Genomic DNA, 15,648 nt, shown 5'->3' with positions numbered 1-15,648 from the left:
ATTTCGAAGCGTTTTGTCCTCATGGTCCGCAGAAGCGACCGTGCCCGCCGGACGCACTCACCGGGGCGTTGAGCCCCTGTCGACCGGAGTGGCACCTCACGTAGAAATCGAGAAGAGCCGAGGTTCGAATGAATAGTCAGGACACGAACGCCACCATTATTGCGTCGGTGGTCGCAGCATACGCAGCCCGCGCCGATGTCGGGCCGCAAGATATCGTCGAGCTCCTGCGCCGTCTGCGCGAAGAGTTCTCGAGCGAACGCGCCCCCGCAGCCGGTGCGCGCGCCGCCGAGCCGACGCTTGCATCCGAGATGATCCAGGCCGCGCCCGCGGCAGAGCCCTGCATGCCGATCACCGAGGCGGTGACCCGCGACAAGGTCTTCTGCCTCTGCTGCGGCAAGGGTTTCAAGATGCTCAAGCGGCACATCACCTCGGAGCACGGCCTGTCCGAAGAGGCCTATCGACGGATGTTCGGCCTGGCCGAGGACTTCCCGCTGGTCGCCCCGAGCTATTCGGAGCGCAAGGCGAACTACGCCAAGAAGGTCGGCTTCGGCAAACACGACCGCGGTGTGACCGCGCCCGGCGACATGCCGGTTTCGGGATAAACGCAGCAGGGCGGGACCATGTCCAATCAGCCGATCATCATCCGCAAGAGCGACGACGAAGAGCATCACGACCATCATGGTGGCGGTTGGAAGGTGGCCTATGCCGACTTCATGACCGCGATGATGGCGTTCTTCCTGATGCTGTGGATCCTGAACTCTGCGGATGACGAGAAGCTCAAGGGCCTCGCCGAATACTTCACGCCGGTGCTCTCGCATTCGTCCGGCGGCGGTCCGGGCCTTCTCGATGGACAGACGCTCGCGGCGGACGGCCAGCTCGTCGGCGGCAGCACCGATCCCTCGAAGCCGCCCGAACTTCCGACCTTCGGGCAGGCCGATCCCCTGGCCGTGTTCGACAGCCGTCTGCGCTACGACGAGTCTCCCGAGATCGTCGTGGAATATGCCGACGAGGGCGAAAGCGCCCCGGCCGAGACCAGCGCCAACGCGGATGCCGAGGGCGAGCTGACCGATGCCGAGCTCGAACGCCAGATGGCCCAAGCGCGCCGCGAAGAGACGCTCGACGCGGTCGAGGCCGATATCGAACAGGCGATCCGCGACTCCGGTCTCGCCGACGAGATCATCGGACATCTGCGCTTCGAGCGGACGTCCGAGGGGCTCGAGGTCCAGATCATCGACAATGCCGGGTCTTCGATGTTCGCCTCCGGCAGCTCGCAGATCGACGCGCGCACCCGCACCGTGATCGAGGCCATCGCGCGCTCCATCGCGCCGTTCGACCAGCCGGTCATGATCTCGGGCCACACCGACGCGGTGCCGTTCTCCGAGCGCTCGCTGGCCGACAACTGGGATCTGTCCTCGGATCGCGCCAACGCGACCCGCCGCGTCCTGATCGCCGCCGGCCTCGATGCCGGTCGCGTCGCCCGGGTTTCCGGCCTCGCGGACATGGAGCCGCTGATTCCCGAGAATCCCCAGGCTCCCGAGAACCGCCGCATCAGCGTCCTCCTCGCCTACCCCGAGATCTGATCCGGGCTTGCAATCCTTGCGGTAGAGGCCGTTAGGACACGCAAATCTGCGCAATCATTGGGCGATTACTCGATTGCATTTTTGCACAAAACGTAAAAGCGGCGTTGCGAAAAGCGATTAGTGATGATGGGGCTCTAAAAAATTATCGTTAAAAAACAGTAACTTTCGAAATCTGACTTCATCACTTCGATATAAAAATCAAAACTCTCGCCTGATGATTTAAAGTACCGGCCATTTTTCGCCTCCCGGAGGCTTTTTTGAGCGAATCGCCTCTGGTACATTAATCCTTAATAAAAAACTAAAAATGCGGGCAAGAGCAGCATGTACTCCAAGACTATTCTTGAGGGGCTTTGGCGTGGTGATATCGTCGAAGCCGAAGGGGGCGGAGCGATCCGAATAGCCAGGGCGTTGGCCGCCCTGCTTCCGGTCCGGTCGGTCTTTCTGGAAACGCGGGACGCGGGCGCCGTCGATATCGACGTCCTGACTGACAGCACCCTGGTCCTGCCGGACCTGTCGCTGGGCGATCTTCTCGCCGAAGAGATCGACCTCTTAGCGCCGGAACAATGCCTGGTGTTCTTCGTGCCCCAGCGCTTCCTGCAGCCCGACTGCACCTCGCTGGTGCTGTCCGAGGCGCTCGGCCGGGCAGTGGCCAAAGCCTTGATCGACATGGCGGAAATCTGCTTCTCCTCGGCGGATGACGAGGCCGTCGCGATGGCGTCGCTCTGGTCGCATTTCTGCGCGCAGCAGGGTGGCCGCATTCCCGCCGATCTCGACGCCAAGGCCTTCGCCGCGGGCTTCGAATCCAAGGTCTCCGACTGGAGCCTCGCCACCGGTCACGGCGTGATCCGCCGCGGCGAGGACACGCAGCGCGCAAGCGTGCGCAGCGCCCTTCTGGACCATCTCGTCGCCTGTCGCCGCAAGCTCAGCCTCGTGCTGTTCTCCGACCTTGCGGTCCTGCCTTTCGCCCTCGGTGAAACTGTGCAGCGATCCCACACTCTGTGCCGGGATGGCTCGGTTTAAACTTCTTTAACCATTGTTTTCTTACGGTTTCTGAAGGTTTGTGCTTACCATCCAAGAAAAGGTAAGAATAAACCGAGGCAGGACATGTTTGAATCCTTCGGGGCGGCTCTGCGAGAGCCGCTTCTGGGACAGGAGGAGGAGCGCGATGCGATCCTCCGCTGGCAGGAGCGCCGCGACCCGGCGGCGCTCGAGCGGCTGATGCGGTCGCATGCCCGACAGGTCTGGTCTCAGGCCCGTCGCTGGACCGACAACCCCACACATCTCGAAGACCTCGTGGCCGAGGGGATGATCGGATTGATGCGCGCCGCGGACAATTTCGATTTCAGCCACGATGTCCGCTTCTCGACCTATTGCGCCTGGTGGGTGCGCAATGAGCTCAGCACCGCCGCACGCCGCGTGCGCACGGTCATCGACCTGCCCGCCAAGACGCGGAAAGCGCCCATCGACGCGGTCGAGGGCACGACGATGCCGAAATTCAGCGCCGCCGGTCAGGTCTGGCTCGATGCGCTGCCCGAGGGCGAGGCGCGCGCGCTTCTCGAGACCATCCCGAGCGACGATCTCTCGCCCGAGGAAATGGCGCTCCAGCGCTCCGAGCAGGACGTGATGCGGGCCGAGCTGATGGCCGCCCTCAACGCGCTCGGCGCCGACGAGGCGCAGGTGGTCATCCGTCGCCGCCTGTCGGCCCGCCCCGAACCCATCGCGATCCTCGCCAAGGAGCTTGGCGTGTCGCCCGCAAAACTGCGCCAGATCGAGACCCGCGCGCTCGGTCGTCTGCGTCAGAAACTGGTCGCGCGGGGCTTCTCGATGGCGGTTCTGCAGTGACTGATATACTTGGTGTATTCCGCAGCGTTCTGCGCGGGGCCGGCGCGTCGACGCCCGTCGCGGAGCATGACGGCTCCGAGCGCTTCGCTGCGCTTCTGTCCGGCGGCGACGGTAATGCCGATGCCGAGCCGGAGATCGGCACGCCCGATCAGCAGACCGTAGACGACTTCCTGACCGCCGCCATGGCGCTCCGGGACGAGATCGTCGCGAGCCTCGACGGCGACGAGCTGCCGAGCCAGGCCGGCTTGGCGCGTATCGAAGCAAGTTTCGACGCCGCCCTGCGCGCGCTCGCGGCTATCGACGGATTGGCCGCCCCCGTCGCGCAGGCGCTCAAGGGCGTCCAGCCCCGCACGCCCATCGAGGTGACGGCGGAAGATATCGCCGCCGCGCTGGACCAGCGGATCGAAACAATCCGCGAGCAACTCGCTCCGCTCTCTAACGCACCGGACACCGAAGCACCCCGGCCCGGACAGGGAGCGTCGATGCGGCCCGACTGGATCCGGGACGCCGCGCCCGCGGTTGCGTCGCGCGCATTTCAGAACCCGCCGGGCGACGCCGCACCCAAGCCCGCAGAGCCGAGCGCGTCATCCTCCGTCGCGACGCCGATCAAGGAAGGGTCAAGCGCGCCCCGCGAGCCGGAAACAGCGTCCGCGGAGCAGCGCCCTGCCGCGCCAAAGCATCCTATCACTGACGTCGCTACAACTAAGCCGCCCGCAACTGCAGGGGCCGCCGTCACCGACGCCACGTCCCAATCGGATCGCCCCGTGACGGACGCGGCCTCGGCGCAGGCAAGTCCGATCAGCGCGACGCGAACCGACCCCGTTCCCGGTCCCATCGCTCAGAACGCGGAGACACCCACGACCGCTGCCGCCGAACCGCAAAGGGCCTCGGCGTCTGTCTCGGACAGCCCGCGATCACAACCTGCGGTTCCCGAGACCAACGCTCGGCCCGCGCCGGTGCAGAACCCCATCTCCGACATCGCTGCGCCTCCGGCTTTCACCCAATCCAAAGACACCCTGACCGAGACCGGCCCGAGGTCCGATCCGCGTGGCGCCGTGACCCCGACCCAAGCCACCGTCGTCCAAGCACCCCGCCTCGATTCACGTGCCGCAACGCCCGTCGCGCTGCCTCCCTCGCAGACAGACAGCCCGACACCGCCCGGCGCTGCCGTCTCCACGCCCCAAACCGCGTCGCCCGACCGTCCCGCCGCGCAGGGAGCCATCCCCATCGCCACCGCGATCGCCGCATTGGCCCCCCGGGCCGACGGACAGCCGCGCGCCGCTGCGGATCTCGGGATCCGCAAGGTCGAAACTGGCCCCAGCGAAATCTCCCCTCCGCGCCACCTTGGCGCGCGGCTCTTCGCAGCGGCGAGCCGCGCAGATGTCGCCCGTCCGAACCCGTATCTGCCCCCATCCGGCATCACTTCCGCCCCAGTGGACGACGCCCTTCCGGAGCGGAGCGCGACCTCCCCGATCCTTACAGAAGCGCCCCTGCCGGAGCCCGCGCATCGCAGCGAACTGCAGGGCCCGCGCGCGCCGCTCGAAACCCACAAGCCGCAGGCACAGGCCCATAGCCCGGGCCTTGCCGCCTCGGTCTCCGACCAGATCGGTCGCACCCGGATCAGCGAGGGGCGGACGGTGATCGAGCTCGCGCCGCGCGGTCTCGGGTCGATTGAGATCGACCTCAAGACCGACGAGACCGGTCAGCTGCGCGTCGTCCTGCGCGCCGAGAATCCCGCGGTTCTGGCCGCGCTGCGCTCCGACCGCGCGCTTCTGATGAGCGTGCTCGGCGACAGCCAGCCGGGCCTGGGCGACGCGGCGCTCGATTTCGAGGAGTTCAACCAGCCGCGCCAGAACACGCAGCTTGAGGACAGTCGGCACCGCCTCGGGACACGATCCGAGAGCGACGAGCCGACCGAGCCGCTCCGCACCACTCTCCGGCCCAGGGCGCAAGGCGCGGGCCGTCTCGATATCCTGACCTGAGGACCGCCATGACCATCGATCCCCTCGCGCCCACCGGCGCCGCGCTTCAGACCAAGGCCGATGCCGCACGGCAGTCGCTCTCGGCCGATTACGAAAGCTTCCTGAAGCTCCTGACCGCGCAGGTCGCCAACCAGGACCCGCTGAAGCCGATGGATTCGACCACTTTCGTCAGCCAGCTCGCGCAGCTCAGCCAGGTCGAGCAATCGATCCAGACCAACGATACGCTCGAGCGGATCTCGACCGCGCTGTCGAGCTTCGGCTCCATGGCCGATGTCGGTCTGATCGGGCGGTCGGTGTCGGTGCCGAGCTCCGAGGTCAAGCTAGGCACGGATGGCGCGGAGATGGCGTTCCGCCTGGATCGTCCGGCCGCGAAGGTCGAGGCGCAGGTGCTCGGTACGGACGGCACGGTGCTCCGCCGCTTCACCGGCCTCTCGGGTGAGGCCGGAACGCGCCACGACATTCACTGGAACGGGCTCGACCGCGAAGGGCTCGCGGTGCCGCCGGGGACCTACCGCATCGCGGTGGTCGCGACCGACGCCGCGGGCGATCGCGTCGGCTACACGAGCTTTTCCGAGGCCAAGGTCGACAGCCTCGTCTTCCGCGACGGCGCCGCCTACCTGCGGCTCGGTTCGGGCGAAGAGATCGCGTCCTCCGAGGTGATGGCGGTCAGGTAGACGTCAGACGCGCGGAACGTCGGCCTTGTAGAAGGACAGAAACAGCACGTCCTCCACATCCGCGTAGCTCTGGGCCAGGACCGAGCGCAGCCGGTCCGACAGCGCGTCGGTATCGATGCTCGCGCCCTTGAGGTCCGGGCCGCCCGCCGCTTTCGTCAATTCCGTCAGCACCGCATCCCGGAGCCGCATCGCGGTCTCGGGGCTGCTGTAGCTCTCGGCGATCTGCGGATCGGGCAGGGCCACGCCAAGATCGGCGACGATATAGCTGACCGACCGCGCCTTCTGGACCGGCAGCGTGATGCGTCCCAGCATGATCACCCGGCCGTCGAGTTCAGGCTTGATTCCGGGGCCGACCTCCTTGGCCTTGGTGGGGGACTGGACGATCACGTCGCCGTCGCCGCCATGATCTGCGGTCGCCGCGGGCGCATGCGCCTTGGCGGTGACCGGAGCATGACCGCTGGCCTTTCCGGCCGTGGGCTTCACGCCGTCCTGCGCGGCGGGCGCGTCGGCATGGAGCGCGGCAGAGCTGTGGGCATCGGAACCGGACGGATCGAGCAGATAGCCCGCACCGAATCCCAGCCCGACACTCAGGACAGGCAGACCGGCGAGCAGAATCGTCAGTTTGGACATCGCGATGTACGGCTTTCTTCGTTGGCAGACTCAGCAGCCGTGAAGATCGTCGCGAATTGCGGCCAAACCGTGGAAGGAGCTGGCTATCAGTAGGGCAGGATCACATCCATGACGCCCTCGCCATATTGCACCTTCTGCTGGCGGGACAATTGTCCCCGTCCGCCATAGCTGATGCGAGCCTCGGCGATCTTGTCGTAGGGGATCGAGTTGTCGCGCTGGATATCCTCGGGCCGGATGATGCCGGAGACGCGCAGATCGCGCAGCTCGTGGTTCACCTTGACCTCCTGACGGCCCGCGACGACGAGGTTGCCGTTCGGCAGCCGCTCGACCACCAGCGCCGCGACGCGCAGGTTGATCGTCTCGTTGCGGTTGATCGAGCCCGAGCCGGTCACGTCCTGCCCGCCGGAGATCGCGATCAGGTCCTTGCCCGCGAAGGCGTCGTCATCGACGCCGGGCAGGATCTTGCCCAGCTGGTCGCCATAGCCGAAGAGCGACGGCGTCCCGAGATTGGTCTGCCCCTCGCGCTTGCGCTGGGTCTGGTTCCGAAGCTGGGCGTTGTCGTCGATCTCGATCACGATGGTCAGGAGATCGCCGACGCGCTCGGCGCGCTGATCGGCGAAGAAGCTCGCATTGCCGCGCTGCCAGAGCGACGCGCTTTCGGCGCGAAGCATCGGCTCGGGCAGATCGGGCGGCGGCATCGGCACCTGGACGCGGCTGACCTCCTCGATGCCGCTGCCCATGGGCGAGGGCATCGGGTCGCTGTCCGGCAGGGCGCCGGTGCAGGCGGTCAGAAGGGCAAGACCGAGCGCCGGGAGGGCGCGAAGCGGGGTGGGGCGGGTCATCGCGGAATCTCCACGTCTCCGGTTGCGGTGGCCACGCCGATCACGGTGGCATTCGTTGCGATATTCACGACCTTCACCTCCTGGCCGACATGGGCGTCGCGCAGCGCGCGGCCCGGGGCCGAGAGACTGAGCTGGCCGTCGCTGAAGCGGATCGACACCTCGGCGCCCCGCGCGATCACGAGCGGCTCCTGCACCGCCTGCGCCATCACCGGCCGGCCCGCGGTGAGGAGGCTCTTGACTTCCTTGCCGATCAGGCTCTCGGGATCGCTCAGGGTGAAGGCTCCGATCCGGCCCAGGGGCAGGTCCACGCTTTCCAGATCGCCCGCGCCGATGATCTCGCCGGGCATGATCGACCGGGTCGGCACGGTGACCGGCACCGAGACCACGGCGACGCCGCCGATCCGGTGCACGCCGCCCGCCTCGGTCACGGCATTGGCCAGGAACTGGCCGGTGCCCTCGTCCATCCAGAAGGCCGAGAGCACCATCGCCTCGTCCACCGGCTTCGCGGTGAAGGCGACGCGGATCGCGGCCGTGTCCGGCACGCGCAGGCCAAGCGTCGCGCGCGTCTTCTCTTCGATCAGCTCGGCCAGCGGCGCGGCTCCGGCGATCCCGGGGGTCAGCCAGAGGGCCGCGAGAAGACAGGCGCGGATCATTTGATCTGGTTGGCGGTCGAGAGCATCTGGTCGGCGGTCTCGATCGTCTTTGAGTTCATCTCATAGGCGCGCTGCGCCGCGATCAGGTCGGTGATCTGCTGGATGATGTTGACGTTGGAGTTCTCCAGATACCCCTGCCGCACCAGGCCGACCCCCGGATCGCCGGGATTGGCCGGAAGCGCGTCGCCCGAGGCGACCGTCGCCTGCAGCATGTTGCCGCCAAGCGCCCGGAGCCCTGCCTCGTTGACGAAGGTCGCAAGCGTCAGGCGGCCCAGTTCGACCGGCACCGGGTCGTTCTCGACGAAGGCCGAGACCGTGCCGTCCTCGGTGATGTCGAGCTGGATGGTGTTCTGCGGAACGACGATGCCGGGATCGACCTCGAAGCCCTGCAGGGTCACGAGCTGGCCCTCGGCCGAGATCTGGAACGCCCCGTCGCGGGTATAGGCGGTGCCGCCATCGGGCATCAGCACTGTGAAGAAGCCGCGCCCGTCGATGGCCACATCCGTGCGGTTCTCGGTCTGCGCGAGGCCGCCTTGCGTCGCCAGCCGGACGACGCCCGCGGTCTGCACGCCGAGACCCACATCGACGCCGGTCGGCCGGGCCGAGCCCGCCTCGGCGGTCAGCGTGCCCTCGCGCTTGCGGTTCTCGTAGATCAGGTCCTGGAACGCCGCTCGCCGGGCCTTGAACCCGGTGGTGTTGGCGTTGGCGATATTGTGCGAGATGACGTCGACATTGGTCTGCTGCGCGAGCATCCCCGTCGCCGCGATTCCGAGCGCTTTCATCGTCCTGTCTCCTTATCCCGTGGGGCTGGCCAGACGGCGCATCGCATCCTTGCGCAGATCGTCGGCGGTGCTCATCAGCTTCATCGCGCGCTCGTAGGCGCGCTGGATCTCGATCATCCGTGTCATTTCGGTCACGGGCTGGACGTTGCTGCCCTCGACCGCACCCTGCACGACCCGCGTGGTGGGCGAGGGAACCGGCGGGGCCGCGCCGATCTCGGGCGCGACGAACATCCCGCCGCCGCGGCGCTCGTAGGACTGCAGATCGGCGATCTCGAAGAGCCCGACGCGCGCGATGGGCGCGCCGTCCGGCCCGGTCATCGTGCCGTCCTCGGCAATCGCCACCGATGTCGCGAGGGCCGGATCGAGCGCGATCGCGCCGCCGCCGGAATCGAGGATCCGCGACCCGTTCAGCGTGACCAGATTGCCCTGCCCATCAAGCACCAGACGCCCGTCGCGCCCATAGGCGCGGGTGCCGTCCTCGGTCTCGTAGGCGAACCAGCCTTCGCCCTCGATGGCCAGGTCAAGCGGGTTGCCGGTATGCTCCAGCGCGCCCGCTGACGCGTCGAGATAGGAGCCGCCATCGACGACAAAGCTCACCTCCTCGCCGGTCGCGTTTTCCTGGTGCATGTAGGTCTCGAACGCCACACGCTCGCGCTTGAAGCCCGTGGTGTTGGCGTTGGCGATATTGTTCGCGGTCACGTCCAGGTCGCGCTGCAACGCGCTCGCCAGCGAGATCGGGATATAGCTCGCACTGTCCATTTTGTTTCGGCCCTGCCTAAGCCATTTTTTCTTGATTTTTTATTTATTCTTATAGAACAGTTCTCAAAAATCAAGAATAGAAAAAACTGAGGCATGGTTTATTCGCTCCTGTTGATCGCCGCCGGAGCCCCGGCGCTGGTATTCGGCATGGATCCCCCCGACGCCGCCGATCTCGGCGCGCGCGCCGAGCTTGCGTGGCCCGGCACGGGATCCGTGGACCGGGCACCGGAGCGTGTCGCCGAAGCCCCACCGCCCGAAAAGGTCGCGCCCGCAGAACCGCGCCGCCCCTTGGGACCCCTCCCGGCCCTGCGCCTGCCCGAGATCGCCGACGAGCCTTTCTTCGAGACGCGCACGCGTTTCCTCGGCGCGCTCGCCGCCGATCAGATCCCGCATGAAGAGACCTTTTTGTCCCTCGCGGCGCTGCATCTCGCGCATGGCTTCCTGCCCGAGGCCCGCGCCTATCTCGACGCCGCCTACGCACCCGAGGCGGATGCCCGCGCCGCCGCGCTCGACATCGCCATCGGCGTCTTCGAGATGGAGGGCGCCGCACGCCAGTCGAGCCCGCCGCCGCCCATGCCCGAGACCTGGCCCGACGCGCCGCTCTATGATGCGCTCGCGCGGCTCTTCGTCGGGGCCTATGACGTCCCGGGCTTCGCCGCCGCGCTGGAGCGTCTCGACAGCCTGCCGGTTCCGCTCCTCTCGCGCGCGCTTCCCGTGTTCTTCTCGCATGCGGTCGAGATCGAGGAATGGCGCACCGCGCGCGACCTCGCCATGCGCTTCGCGGATGTGCCGGGCCTCAGCGACGCCCCGGTCTACCACTATCTCCTGGGCCGGGTGGCCGAGGCCGGGGGCGAGGATGTTGCCGCGCTCGACAGCTATCGCCGCGCCGCCGAGGGCCGGGATCGCGCCGCGCAGGAGGCGCGGCTCGCGATCGTCGCGCTCGGACAGCGCACTGGCACGCTGACCGCCGAAGACGCGGTCGAGCTTCTCGAGGTCGCGCGCTGGATGTGGCGCGGCGACCCTCTGGAAATCGTTCTGCTGGAGCGGCTCGTCGCGGCCCTGGTCGAGACCGGAGACCGCGTCCGCGCGCTCGAGATCCTCGCCGACCTCTCCGAGACCCAGATCGATCCGACCGTCGCCGCGGCGGCGGTCGAGCAAGCCGACAGCCTTCTCGACGCCTTCTACAGCGCCGGGGCCAAGGGCGATCTGCCGCTCTCGGCCTTTGTCGACGGCCATGACCGCCTGACACTCGACTACCGCTTCGCGCCGGGCTTCGACCGCTATACCGAGCGGCTCGCGAACCGCCTGCTGGAGCTCGGCGCCACCACCGCCGCCGCCGAACGCTTCGGCGAGATCCGCGACCATATCGCCGTCGCGCATGATCTGGGCCTTGCGAGCATCGCGCCCGAACGCCGCGACAGCCTGCGCCTCGACGAGGCCGAGGCGCTTCTCGCAGGCGGGCAGGACAGCCGCGCCGCCGAGATCCTCAGCGCCGCTCTGACCAGCGAGAACCGCGACCTGGCCGCGCGCGCCGCCGTGTTGCGCGCACAGGCCTTTCAGGCGACCGGCCTGACCGACGAGCTTCTCTCGCTAACGCCCGAAACCCCGTCGGCGCGGGTCCTGGCCCTGAAGGCCGAGGCGCTCTACGCCCGCGGCGACTGGGAAGCGGCGATGCTGGCCTACGAGACCCTGCGCGCCGAGGGCCGCGAGGCCTTCGGCGAGGCCGAGGCCGCGCGCCTTCTTCTGGCCGCCCATCGCGCCGGTCGGGGCGACGATGTCGTGCGGCTCGCCGCCGAACTTCCGGAACTTGCGGAAGTGCCGCATTGGGCCGGGCTCGCCTCGGAGATCGGCGCCACGCGACCCGATCTCCTGCCGCTGCGCCGCAACGCCATCGAGGCCGAGATGGACGAGGCCGAACGCAGCCTCAATCGCCTGAACGAACTGGGTCAGGAAGAAACGCAAGGATAGGCATAAAGAATTATCCTATCCTTTAAACTATTCGAAACTTCGCTCTTCTATTTCGTCTTCGGCAAGAAATGGAAGAAATTCCGTATAAAAAAGGCAGGAGACAGGAACATGAGCCTCTCGCAAGCGATGCAGATCGGGATCAGCGGACTGTCCGCGAACTCTCAGCGCGTCGGCAACATCTCGCAGAACATCGCGAACGCCAATACCGACGGCTACAAGCGCAGCTTCAGCCAGCTCGTGACCTCGGTCACCGGCTCGAGCGAGCTGACCGAAGGGGCCGGTGTCCGCGCCAATGACCGCACCGAGGTCGCCGAGGCGGGCGCGCTGCGCACCACCACAAGCTCCACCGACCTGGCCATCTCGGGCGAAGGCTTCTTCGTCGTCTCCAAATTCGTCAACGATCCGAACGAGGCCAACTACGCGCTGACCCGCGCGGGATCGTTCCTGCCGGACGAGGATGGCAACCTCGTCAACGCCGCAGGGCTCTATCTTGCCGGCCGCCCCTACAATGCCGACGGCACGCTCTCGGCGGCGGATGGCAACTCGATGAGCCAGTTGACAACTGTCAACATCGCCAACCGGACGATCAACGGCAACCCGACCTCGGAAATGAGCATCGTCGCCAACCTGCCCTCGCAGACGACAGGCGTCGCCACGCCGGGCGCGCCCTTCGTGTCCTCGGCCGAGTATTTCACCGCCCTCGGTGAAGCCGAGCGGGTCCAGTTCTCCTGGCAGCCCACCGCGACCGACAACCTCTGGACGCTGACCGTGTCGGACACGACGAGCGGCGTTCTGGGCTCGGTCGACGTGACCTTCTCGGACAGCGGCCCGACCGCGGGCTCGCCGCTCAGCTACACCAACATCACCAACCTCGGCACCGCGCCCGCGGCCTTTGCCTTCAACCCCGCGACCGGCGCCGCGACGCTGACGCTCGACAACGCCACCACGCCGCAGAGCATCGACATCAATCTCGGCGCGCCCGGCGCGTTCTCGGGCATCACGCAATTTGCGGGCGATTATTCCGGCCTGACCTCCGAGCAGGACGGCATCCAGTCCGGCAACCTGCTCCGGGCCGAGATCGAAGCCGACGGCACCGTCTACGGCGTGTTCGACAACGGCACCCGCTCGCCGCTCTACGAGATCCCGCTGGCCATGGTCGCCAACCCCAACGGCCTGACCGAGCGCGACGGCAACGCCTACCGCGTCTCGCGGAGCTCCGGCCCGGTGTCGATCCTCTCGGCTGGCGCCGGCGGCTCGGGCAGCGTGACGGCCAATGCGCTCGAGGGCTCGAATGTCGACGTGGCGGGCGAGCTGACCGATCTCATCGAGGCGCAGCGCGCCTATTCCTCGAACGCCAAGATCGTGACCACCTCCGATCAGATGCTCGAGGAAACCCTGCAGATCAAGCGATAGGCCGGGGCGCGTCCCCTCGAAAGGAGCCTGAGCGATGACCATCACCTCCGCTTTCAATACCGTCCGGACCGGGCTTCATACCGTGGGCACGCGGGCCGAGCTGATCTCGTCCAACATCGCCAATTCCGGGCGCGAGGGCTATGTCCGCCGCGACGCGGAGCTTTCGACCATGATCAATGGCGGCGTGACCGTCGCGGCGATCGAGCGCGAGCTCGATACCGCGCTTGTCGGGCTGACGCGAACCGAAAGCGCCTCTGCGTCCTATCACGAGGCGGTGGTCGACAGCCTGTCGATCTACACCAACACCCTCGGCGAGCCGGGAGACAGCGAAAGCCTGTCCGTGACGCTCGCCGAGTTCCAGACCGCGCTCGACCTTCTGGGCACCGTGCCCGACGACATCGCCGCGCTGAAGGGCGCGGTCGATGCCGCGGTGTCGCTGGCCGACAGCCTCAACGAGGCGTCGCGGGCGGTCACCAAGGCGCAGGTCGCGGCCGGAGATCTTCTCAAGCAGGAGATCGAAGAGACGAACGTGCTCCTCGAAAAGATCGTCGATCTCAACCGCCAGATCGTGACGGCGGAAGAGGGGGGCATGACCCGCGCCTCGCTTCTCGACGATCGCGACGCGGCGCTCGACGCGCTGGCCGAGCGGATCGGGATCACCACCCAGAGCGACGGGCAGGGGCGCATCGACGTCCTGACCGACGAGGGCGTCGCGCTGATCGAGGGCCTCAGCTTCCAGCCGATCAGCTATGATGCGGGCACCGGAACGCTCTCCGCCGGAGCCCAGGACATCACACCGGGCCGCACCGGCGTTCACGGCACCCAGTCGGGATCGCTCTCGGCGCGGGTTACGGTGAAGGATATCGACCTTCCGCAGATGGCCGCGCAGCTCGACGAGGTCGCGCGGGCGCTCATCGAAACCTTCGAGGCCGCAGACGCCTCGCTCGCGGTCGGGCAAGCCGGTCTCTTAACGGATGCGGGCGGTGTCTACGACCCGCTCATGCAGGACGGGCTTGCGGGCCGGATCGCGGTCAACGACGCGGTGCGGGCCGATGTGGGCGGCGATCCCGCCAAGCTCCGCAGCGGCATCGGCGCGCTGGTCTCGGCGGCGGCGTCCGACCGCACGCAGCTTACCTCCTTTTCCGATGCGCTGGCCGAGCGGCAGGGCTTCGACGGCACGCTCGGGCTCGGCTCGAACATGAAGCTGTCGGATTATGTCGCGACGCTCGTCGCCGACCAGAAGCTCCGCATCACCGAGGCCAAGCAGGATGGCGAGGCGCGCCGCGCCTCCTCGGCCGCGCTGATCAGCGAACGCTCCCAGATCGAGGGCGTCAATGTCGACGACGAGCTGCAAAAGCTCCTCGCCGTCGAACAGGCCTATGCCGCCAACTCGCAGGTCATCACCGCGCTGACGCGGATGATGGACACCCTGCTCGAAGCCGTCTGACCCGGAGAGACACGATGCCGCTGACAATCCTCGCCCCGTCGACGCTTCAGGCCCAGACCCTACGCCGCGAAACCACCATGCGGCTTCAGACCGAGATCGACCGGTCCGGGCTGGAGGTCGCGACCGGCCGTCTTGCCGATCCCTACGAGGCCCTGGGGCGCAGCGCCTCGCGGCTCCTGACGCTCGGCGCGGATCTCGACCGGGTCGAGAACTTCCTGACCTCGAACGGCCTGCTCTCGGGGCGTCTCGACGCGCAGGAAGAGGCGCTCGGTCGCATGCGCGACATCGCCGACGAGGTCATGGCCCTGTCGCTCCCGAACCGCTCGGGCATCACGCCCTCGTCCGACGACGTGCAGGCGATGGCGATGTCGGCGATCCGGCGGATCACCGATCTCGGCAACACCGTCTATGGCGGGCGCACGCTGTTTTCCGGCGTTGACACCGACAACCGCGCCTTCAGCGGCTGGACCGAGGCCGGTGCCGGCGGCACCAGCATCGCGGACGAGATGGCGGCGATCCTCGGCGCCGGGCCGACCAATGCCGCCGATGCCGCCACGATGGCCGCGCAGGTCGACGCGCTCTTCGGAGGCACCGGCTATTCCGACACGCTCTATCGCGGCGCTCCGGCGACGGGTCCGCGGCTCGGCGCCCGGATCGGGCCAGAGGAGGATCTGCAGTTCGGCGAGCAGGGCGACGACCCGGGCTTCCGCGACCTGATGCAGGGCCTGGCGATGATCGCGGCGCTCGACACCGAAGGGCTGTCGGACGCCGCCTATGGCGAATGGATGAAGGCCGCGACCGAGAAACTGTCCTCGGGACTCGAAGGTGTGCTGGGCGCCGAGACGCGCACCGGCATCGCGCGGGGACGGGTGGAAGAGGCGGTCACGGCGCTGGAGAACCGCCGCGATCTCTACATGTCCGAGCAGCACAAGCTCGAGGGCGTCGATCCCTATGCCGCTGCCAGCCGCTTCACCGAACTCGAGTCGCGGCTTCAGGCGAGCTACGCGATCACCGCGCGGCTGTCGAACCTGAGCTTCCTGAACTACATGTGAGAGCAGCATCGTTCGGGGGGACGA

At 67.4% G+C, this 15,648-nt stretch carries 15 protein-coding genes; 10 read left to right on the top strand and 5 right to left on the bottom strand.

The genetic code is table 11. The features are described 5' to 3' along the window. Nucleotides 1–128 precede the first annotated feature (128 nt). The 6 genes from ACFQ4E_RS06415 to ACFQ4E_RS06390 all read left to right on the top strand — a co-directional run bounded on the left by ACFQ4E_RS06415 (nucleotide 129) and on the right by ACFQ4E_RS06390 (nucleotide 6,078). Nucleotides 129–602 carry a MucR family transcriptional regulator gene (locus tag ACFQ4E_RS06415; protein ID WP_386802114.1) on the top strand — a complete coding sequence of 158 codons (474 nt, stop codon included), beginning with the start codon at nucleotides 129–131 and terminating at the stop codon, nucleotides 600–602. 18 nt (nucleotides 603–620) lie between these two features. Continuing rightward, nucleotides 621–1,580: a flagellar motor protein MotB gene (locus ACFQ4E_RS06410; protein ID WP_386802113.1), complete on the top strand. Its 960-nt coding sequence runs from the start codon at nucleotides 621–623 to the stop codon at nucleotides 1,578–1,580. Nucleotides 1,581–1,988: 408 nt separating this feature from the next. Next, a complete protein-coding gene (locus tag ACFQ4E_RS06405) occupies nucleotides 1,989–2,600 on the top strand; it encodes a hypothetical protein (protein ID WP_386802112.1) in 612 nt (203 codons plus the stop codon). An 84-nt stretch (nucleotides 2,601–2,684) separates the two neighbouring features. After that, complete coding sequence (locus tag ACFQ4E_RS06400; RefSeq protein WP_386802111.1) at nucleotides 2,685–3,422, top strand: sigma-70 family RNA polymerase sigma factor; 738 nt, start codon at nucleotides 2,685–2,687, stop codon at nucleotides 3,420–3,422. Next, nucleotides 3,419–5,404 (top strand): flagellar hook-length control protein FliK, encoded by a 1,986-nt coding sequence (locus ACFQ4E_RS06395; protein ID WP_386802110.1) that lies wholly within the window; start codon nucleotides 3,419–3,421, stop codon nucleotides 5,402–5,404. Before ACFQ4E_RS06400 ends, ACFQ4E_RS06395 begins: the two co-directional genes overlap by 4 nt. 8 nt (nucleotides 5,405–5,412) lie before the next feature. Continuing rightward, nucleotides 5,413–6,078 carry a flagellar hook assembly protein FlgD gene (locus ACFQ4E_RS06390; protein WP_386802109.1) on the top strand — a complete coding sequence of 222 codons (666 nt, stop codon included), beginning with the start codon at nucleotides 5,413–5,415 and terminating at the stop codon, nucleotides 6,076–6,078. Nucleotides 6,079–6,081: 3 nt separating this feature from the next. Here ACFQ4E_RS06390 and ACFQ4E_RS06385 read toward each other — a convergent pair whose 3' ends face one another. The 5 genes from ACFQ4E_RS06385 to flgF all read right to left on the bottom strand — a co-directional run bounded on the left by ACFQ4E_RS06385 (nucleotide 6,082) and on the right by flgF (nucleotide 9,744). Continuing rightward, nucleotides 6,082–6,708: a hypothetical protein gene (locus ACFQ4E_RS06385; RefSeq protein ID WP_386802108.1), complete on the bottom strand. Its 627-nt coding sequence runs from the start codon at nucleotides 6,706–6,708 to the stop codon at nucleotides 6,082–6,084. 86 nt (nucleotides 6,709–6,794) lie between these two features. Next, on the bottom strand, nucleotides 6,795–7,550 hold the full coding sequence (gene flgH, locus ACFQ4E_RS06380; RefSeq protein WP_386802107.1) for a flagellar basal body L-ring protein FlgH: 756 nt from the start codon (nucleotides 7,548–7,550) through the stop codon (nucleotides 6,795–6,797). Beyond that, nucleotides 7,547–8,203, bottom strand: coding sequence for a flagellar basal body P-ring formation chaperone FlgA (gene flgA, locus ACFQ4E_RS06375; protein ID WP_386802106.1), 657 nt, complete (start codon nucleotides 8,201–8,203; stop codon nucleotides 7,547–7,549). Before flgA ends, flgH begins: the two co-directional genes overlap by 4 nt. Continuing rightward, nucleotides 8,200–8,985, bottom strand: coding sequence for a flagellar basal-body rod protein FlgG (gene flgG, locus ACFQ4E_RS06370; protein ID WP_386802105.1), 786 nt, complete (start codon nucleotides 8,983–8,985; stop codon nucleotides 8,200–8,202). Before flgG ends, flgA begins: the two co-directional genes overlap by 4 nt. Before the next feature lie 12 nt (nucleotides 8,986–8,997). Continuing rightward, a complete protein-coding gene (gene flgF, locus ACFQ4E_RS06365) occupies nucleotides 8,998–9,744 on the bottom strand; it encodes a flagellar basal-body rod protein FlgF (protein WP_386802104.1) in 747 nt (248 codons plus the stop codon). Between the two features lie 93 nt (nucleotides 9,745–9,837). On the opposite strand from flgF, the gene ACFQ4E_RS06360 reads away from it, so the two are divergent. From ACFQ4E_RS06360 to ACFQ4E_RS06345, 4 genes are all read left to right on the top strand, one after another. Beyond that, nucleotides 9,838–11,712: a hypothetical protein gene (locus ACFQ4E_RS06360; RefSeq protein WP_386802103.1), complete on the top strand. Its 1,875-nt coding sequence runs from the start codon at nucleotides 9,838–9,840 to the stop codon at nucleotides 11,710–11,712. A 108-nt stretch (nucleotides 11,713–11,820) separates the two neighbouring features. Next, the gene (locus ACFQ4E_RS06355) at nucleotides 11,821–13,125 is read left to right on the top strand and encodes a flagellar hook protein FlgE (RefSeq protein ID WP_386802102.1); all 1,305 of its coding nucleotides are present in this window, start codon (nucleotides 11,821–11,823) and stop codon (nucleotides 13,123–13,125) included. Nucleotides 13,126–13,159: 34 nt separating this feature from the next. Further along, complete coding sequence (gene flgK / locus ACFQ4E_RS06350; RefSeq protein ID WP_386802101.1) at nucleotides 13,160–14,572, top strand: flagellar hook-associated protein FlgK; 1,413 nt, start codon at nucleotides 13,160–13,162, stop codon at nucleotides 14,570–14,572. Between the two features lie 14 nt (nucleotides 14,573–14,586). After that, nucleotides 14,587–15,624 carry a flagellin gene (locus ACFQ4E_RS06345; protein ID WP_386802100.1) on the top strand — a complete coding sequence of 346 codons (1,038 nt, stop codon included), beginning with the start codon at nucleotides 14,587–14,589 and terminating at the stop codon, nucleotides 15,622–15,624. Nucleotides 15,625–15,648 lie beyond the last annotated feature (24 nt).

Source organism: Litorisediminicola beolgyonensis, from assembly GCF_042679605.1.
GTDB lineage: Bacteria > Pseudomonadota > Alphaproteobacteria > Rhodobacterales > Rhodobacteraceae > Litorisediminicola > Litorisediminicola beolgyonensis.
This window is presented reverse-complemented; position numbering and strand designations above follow the sequence as displayed.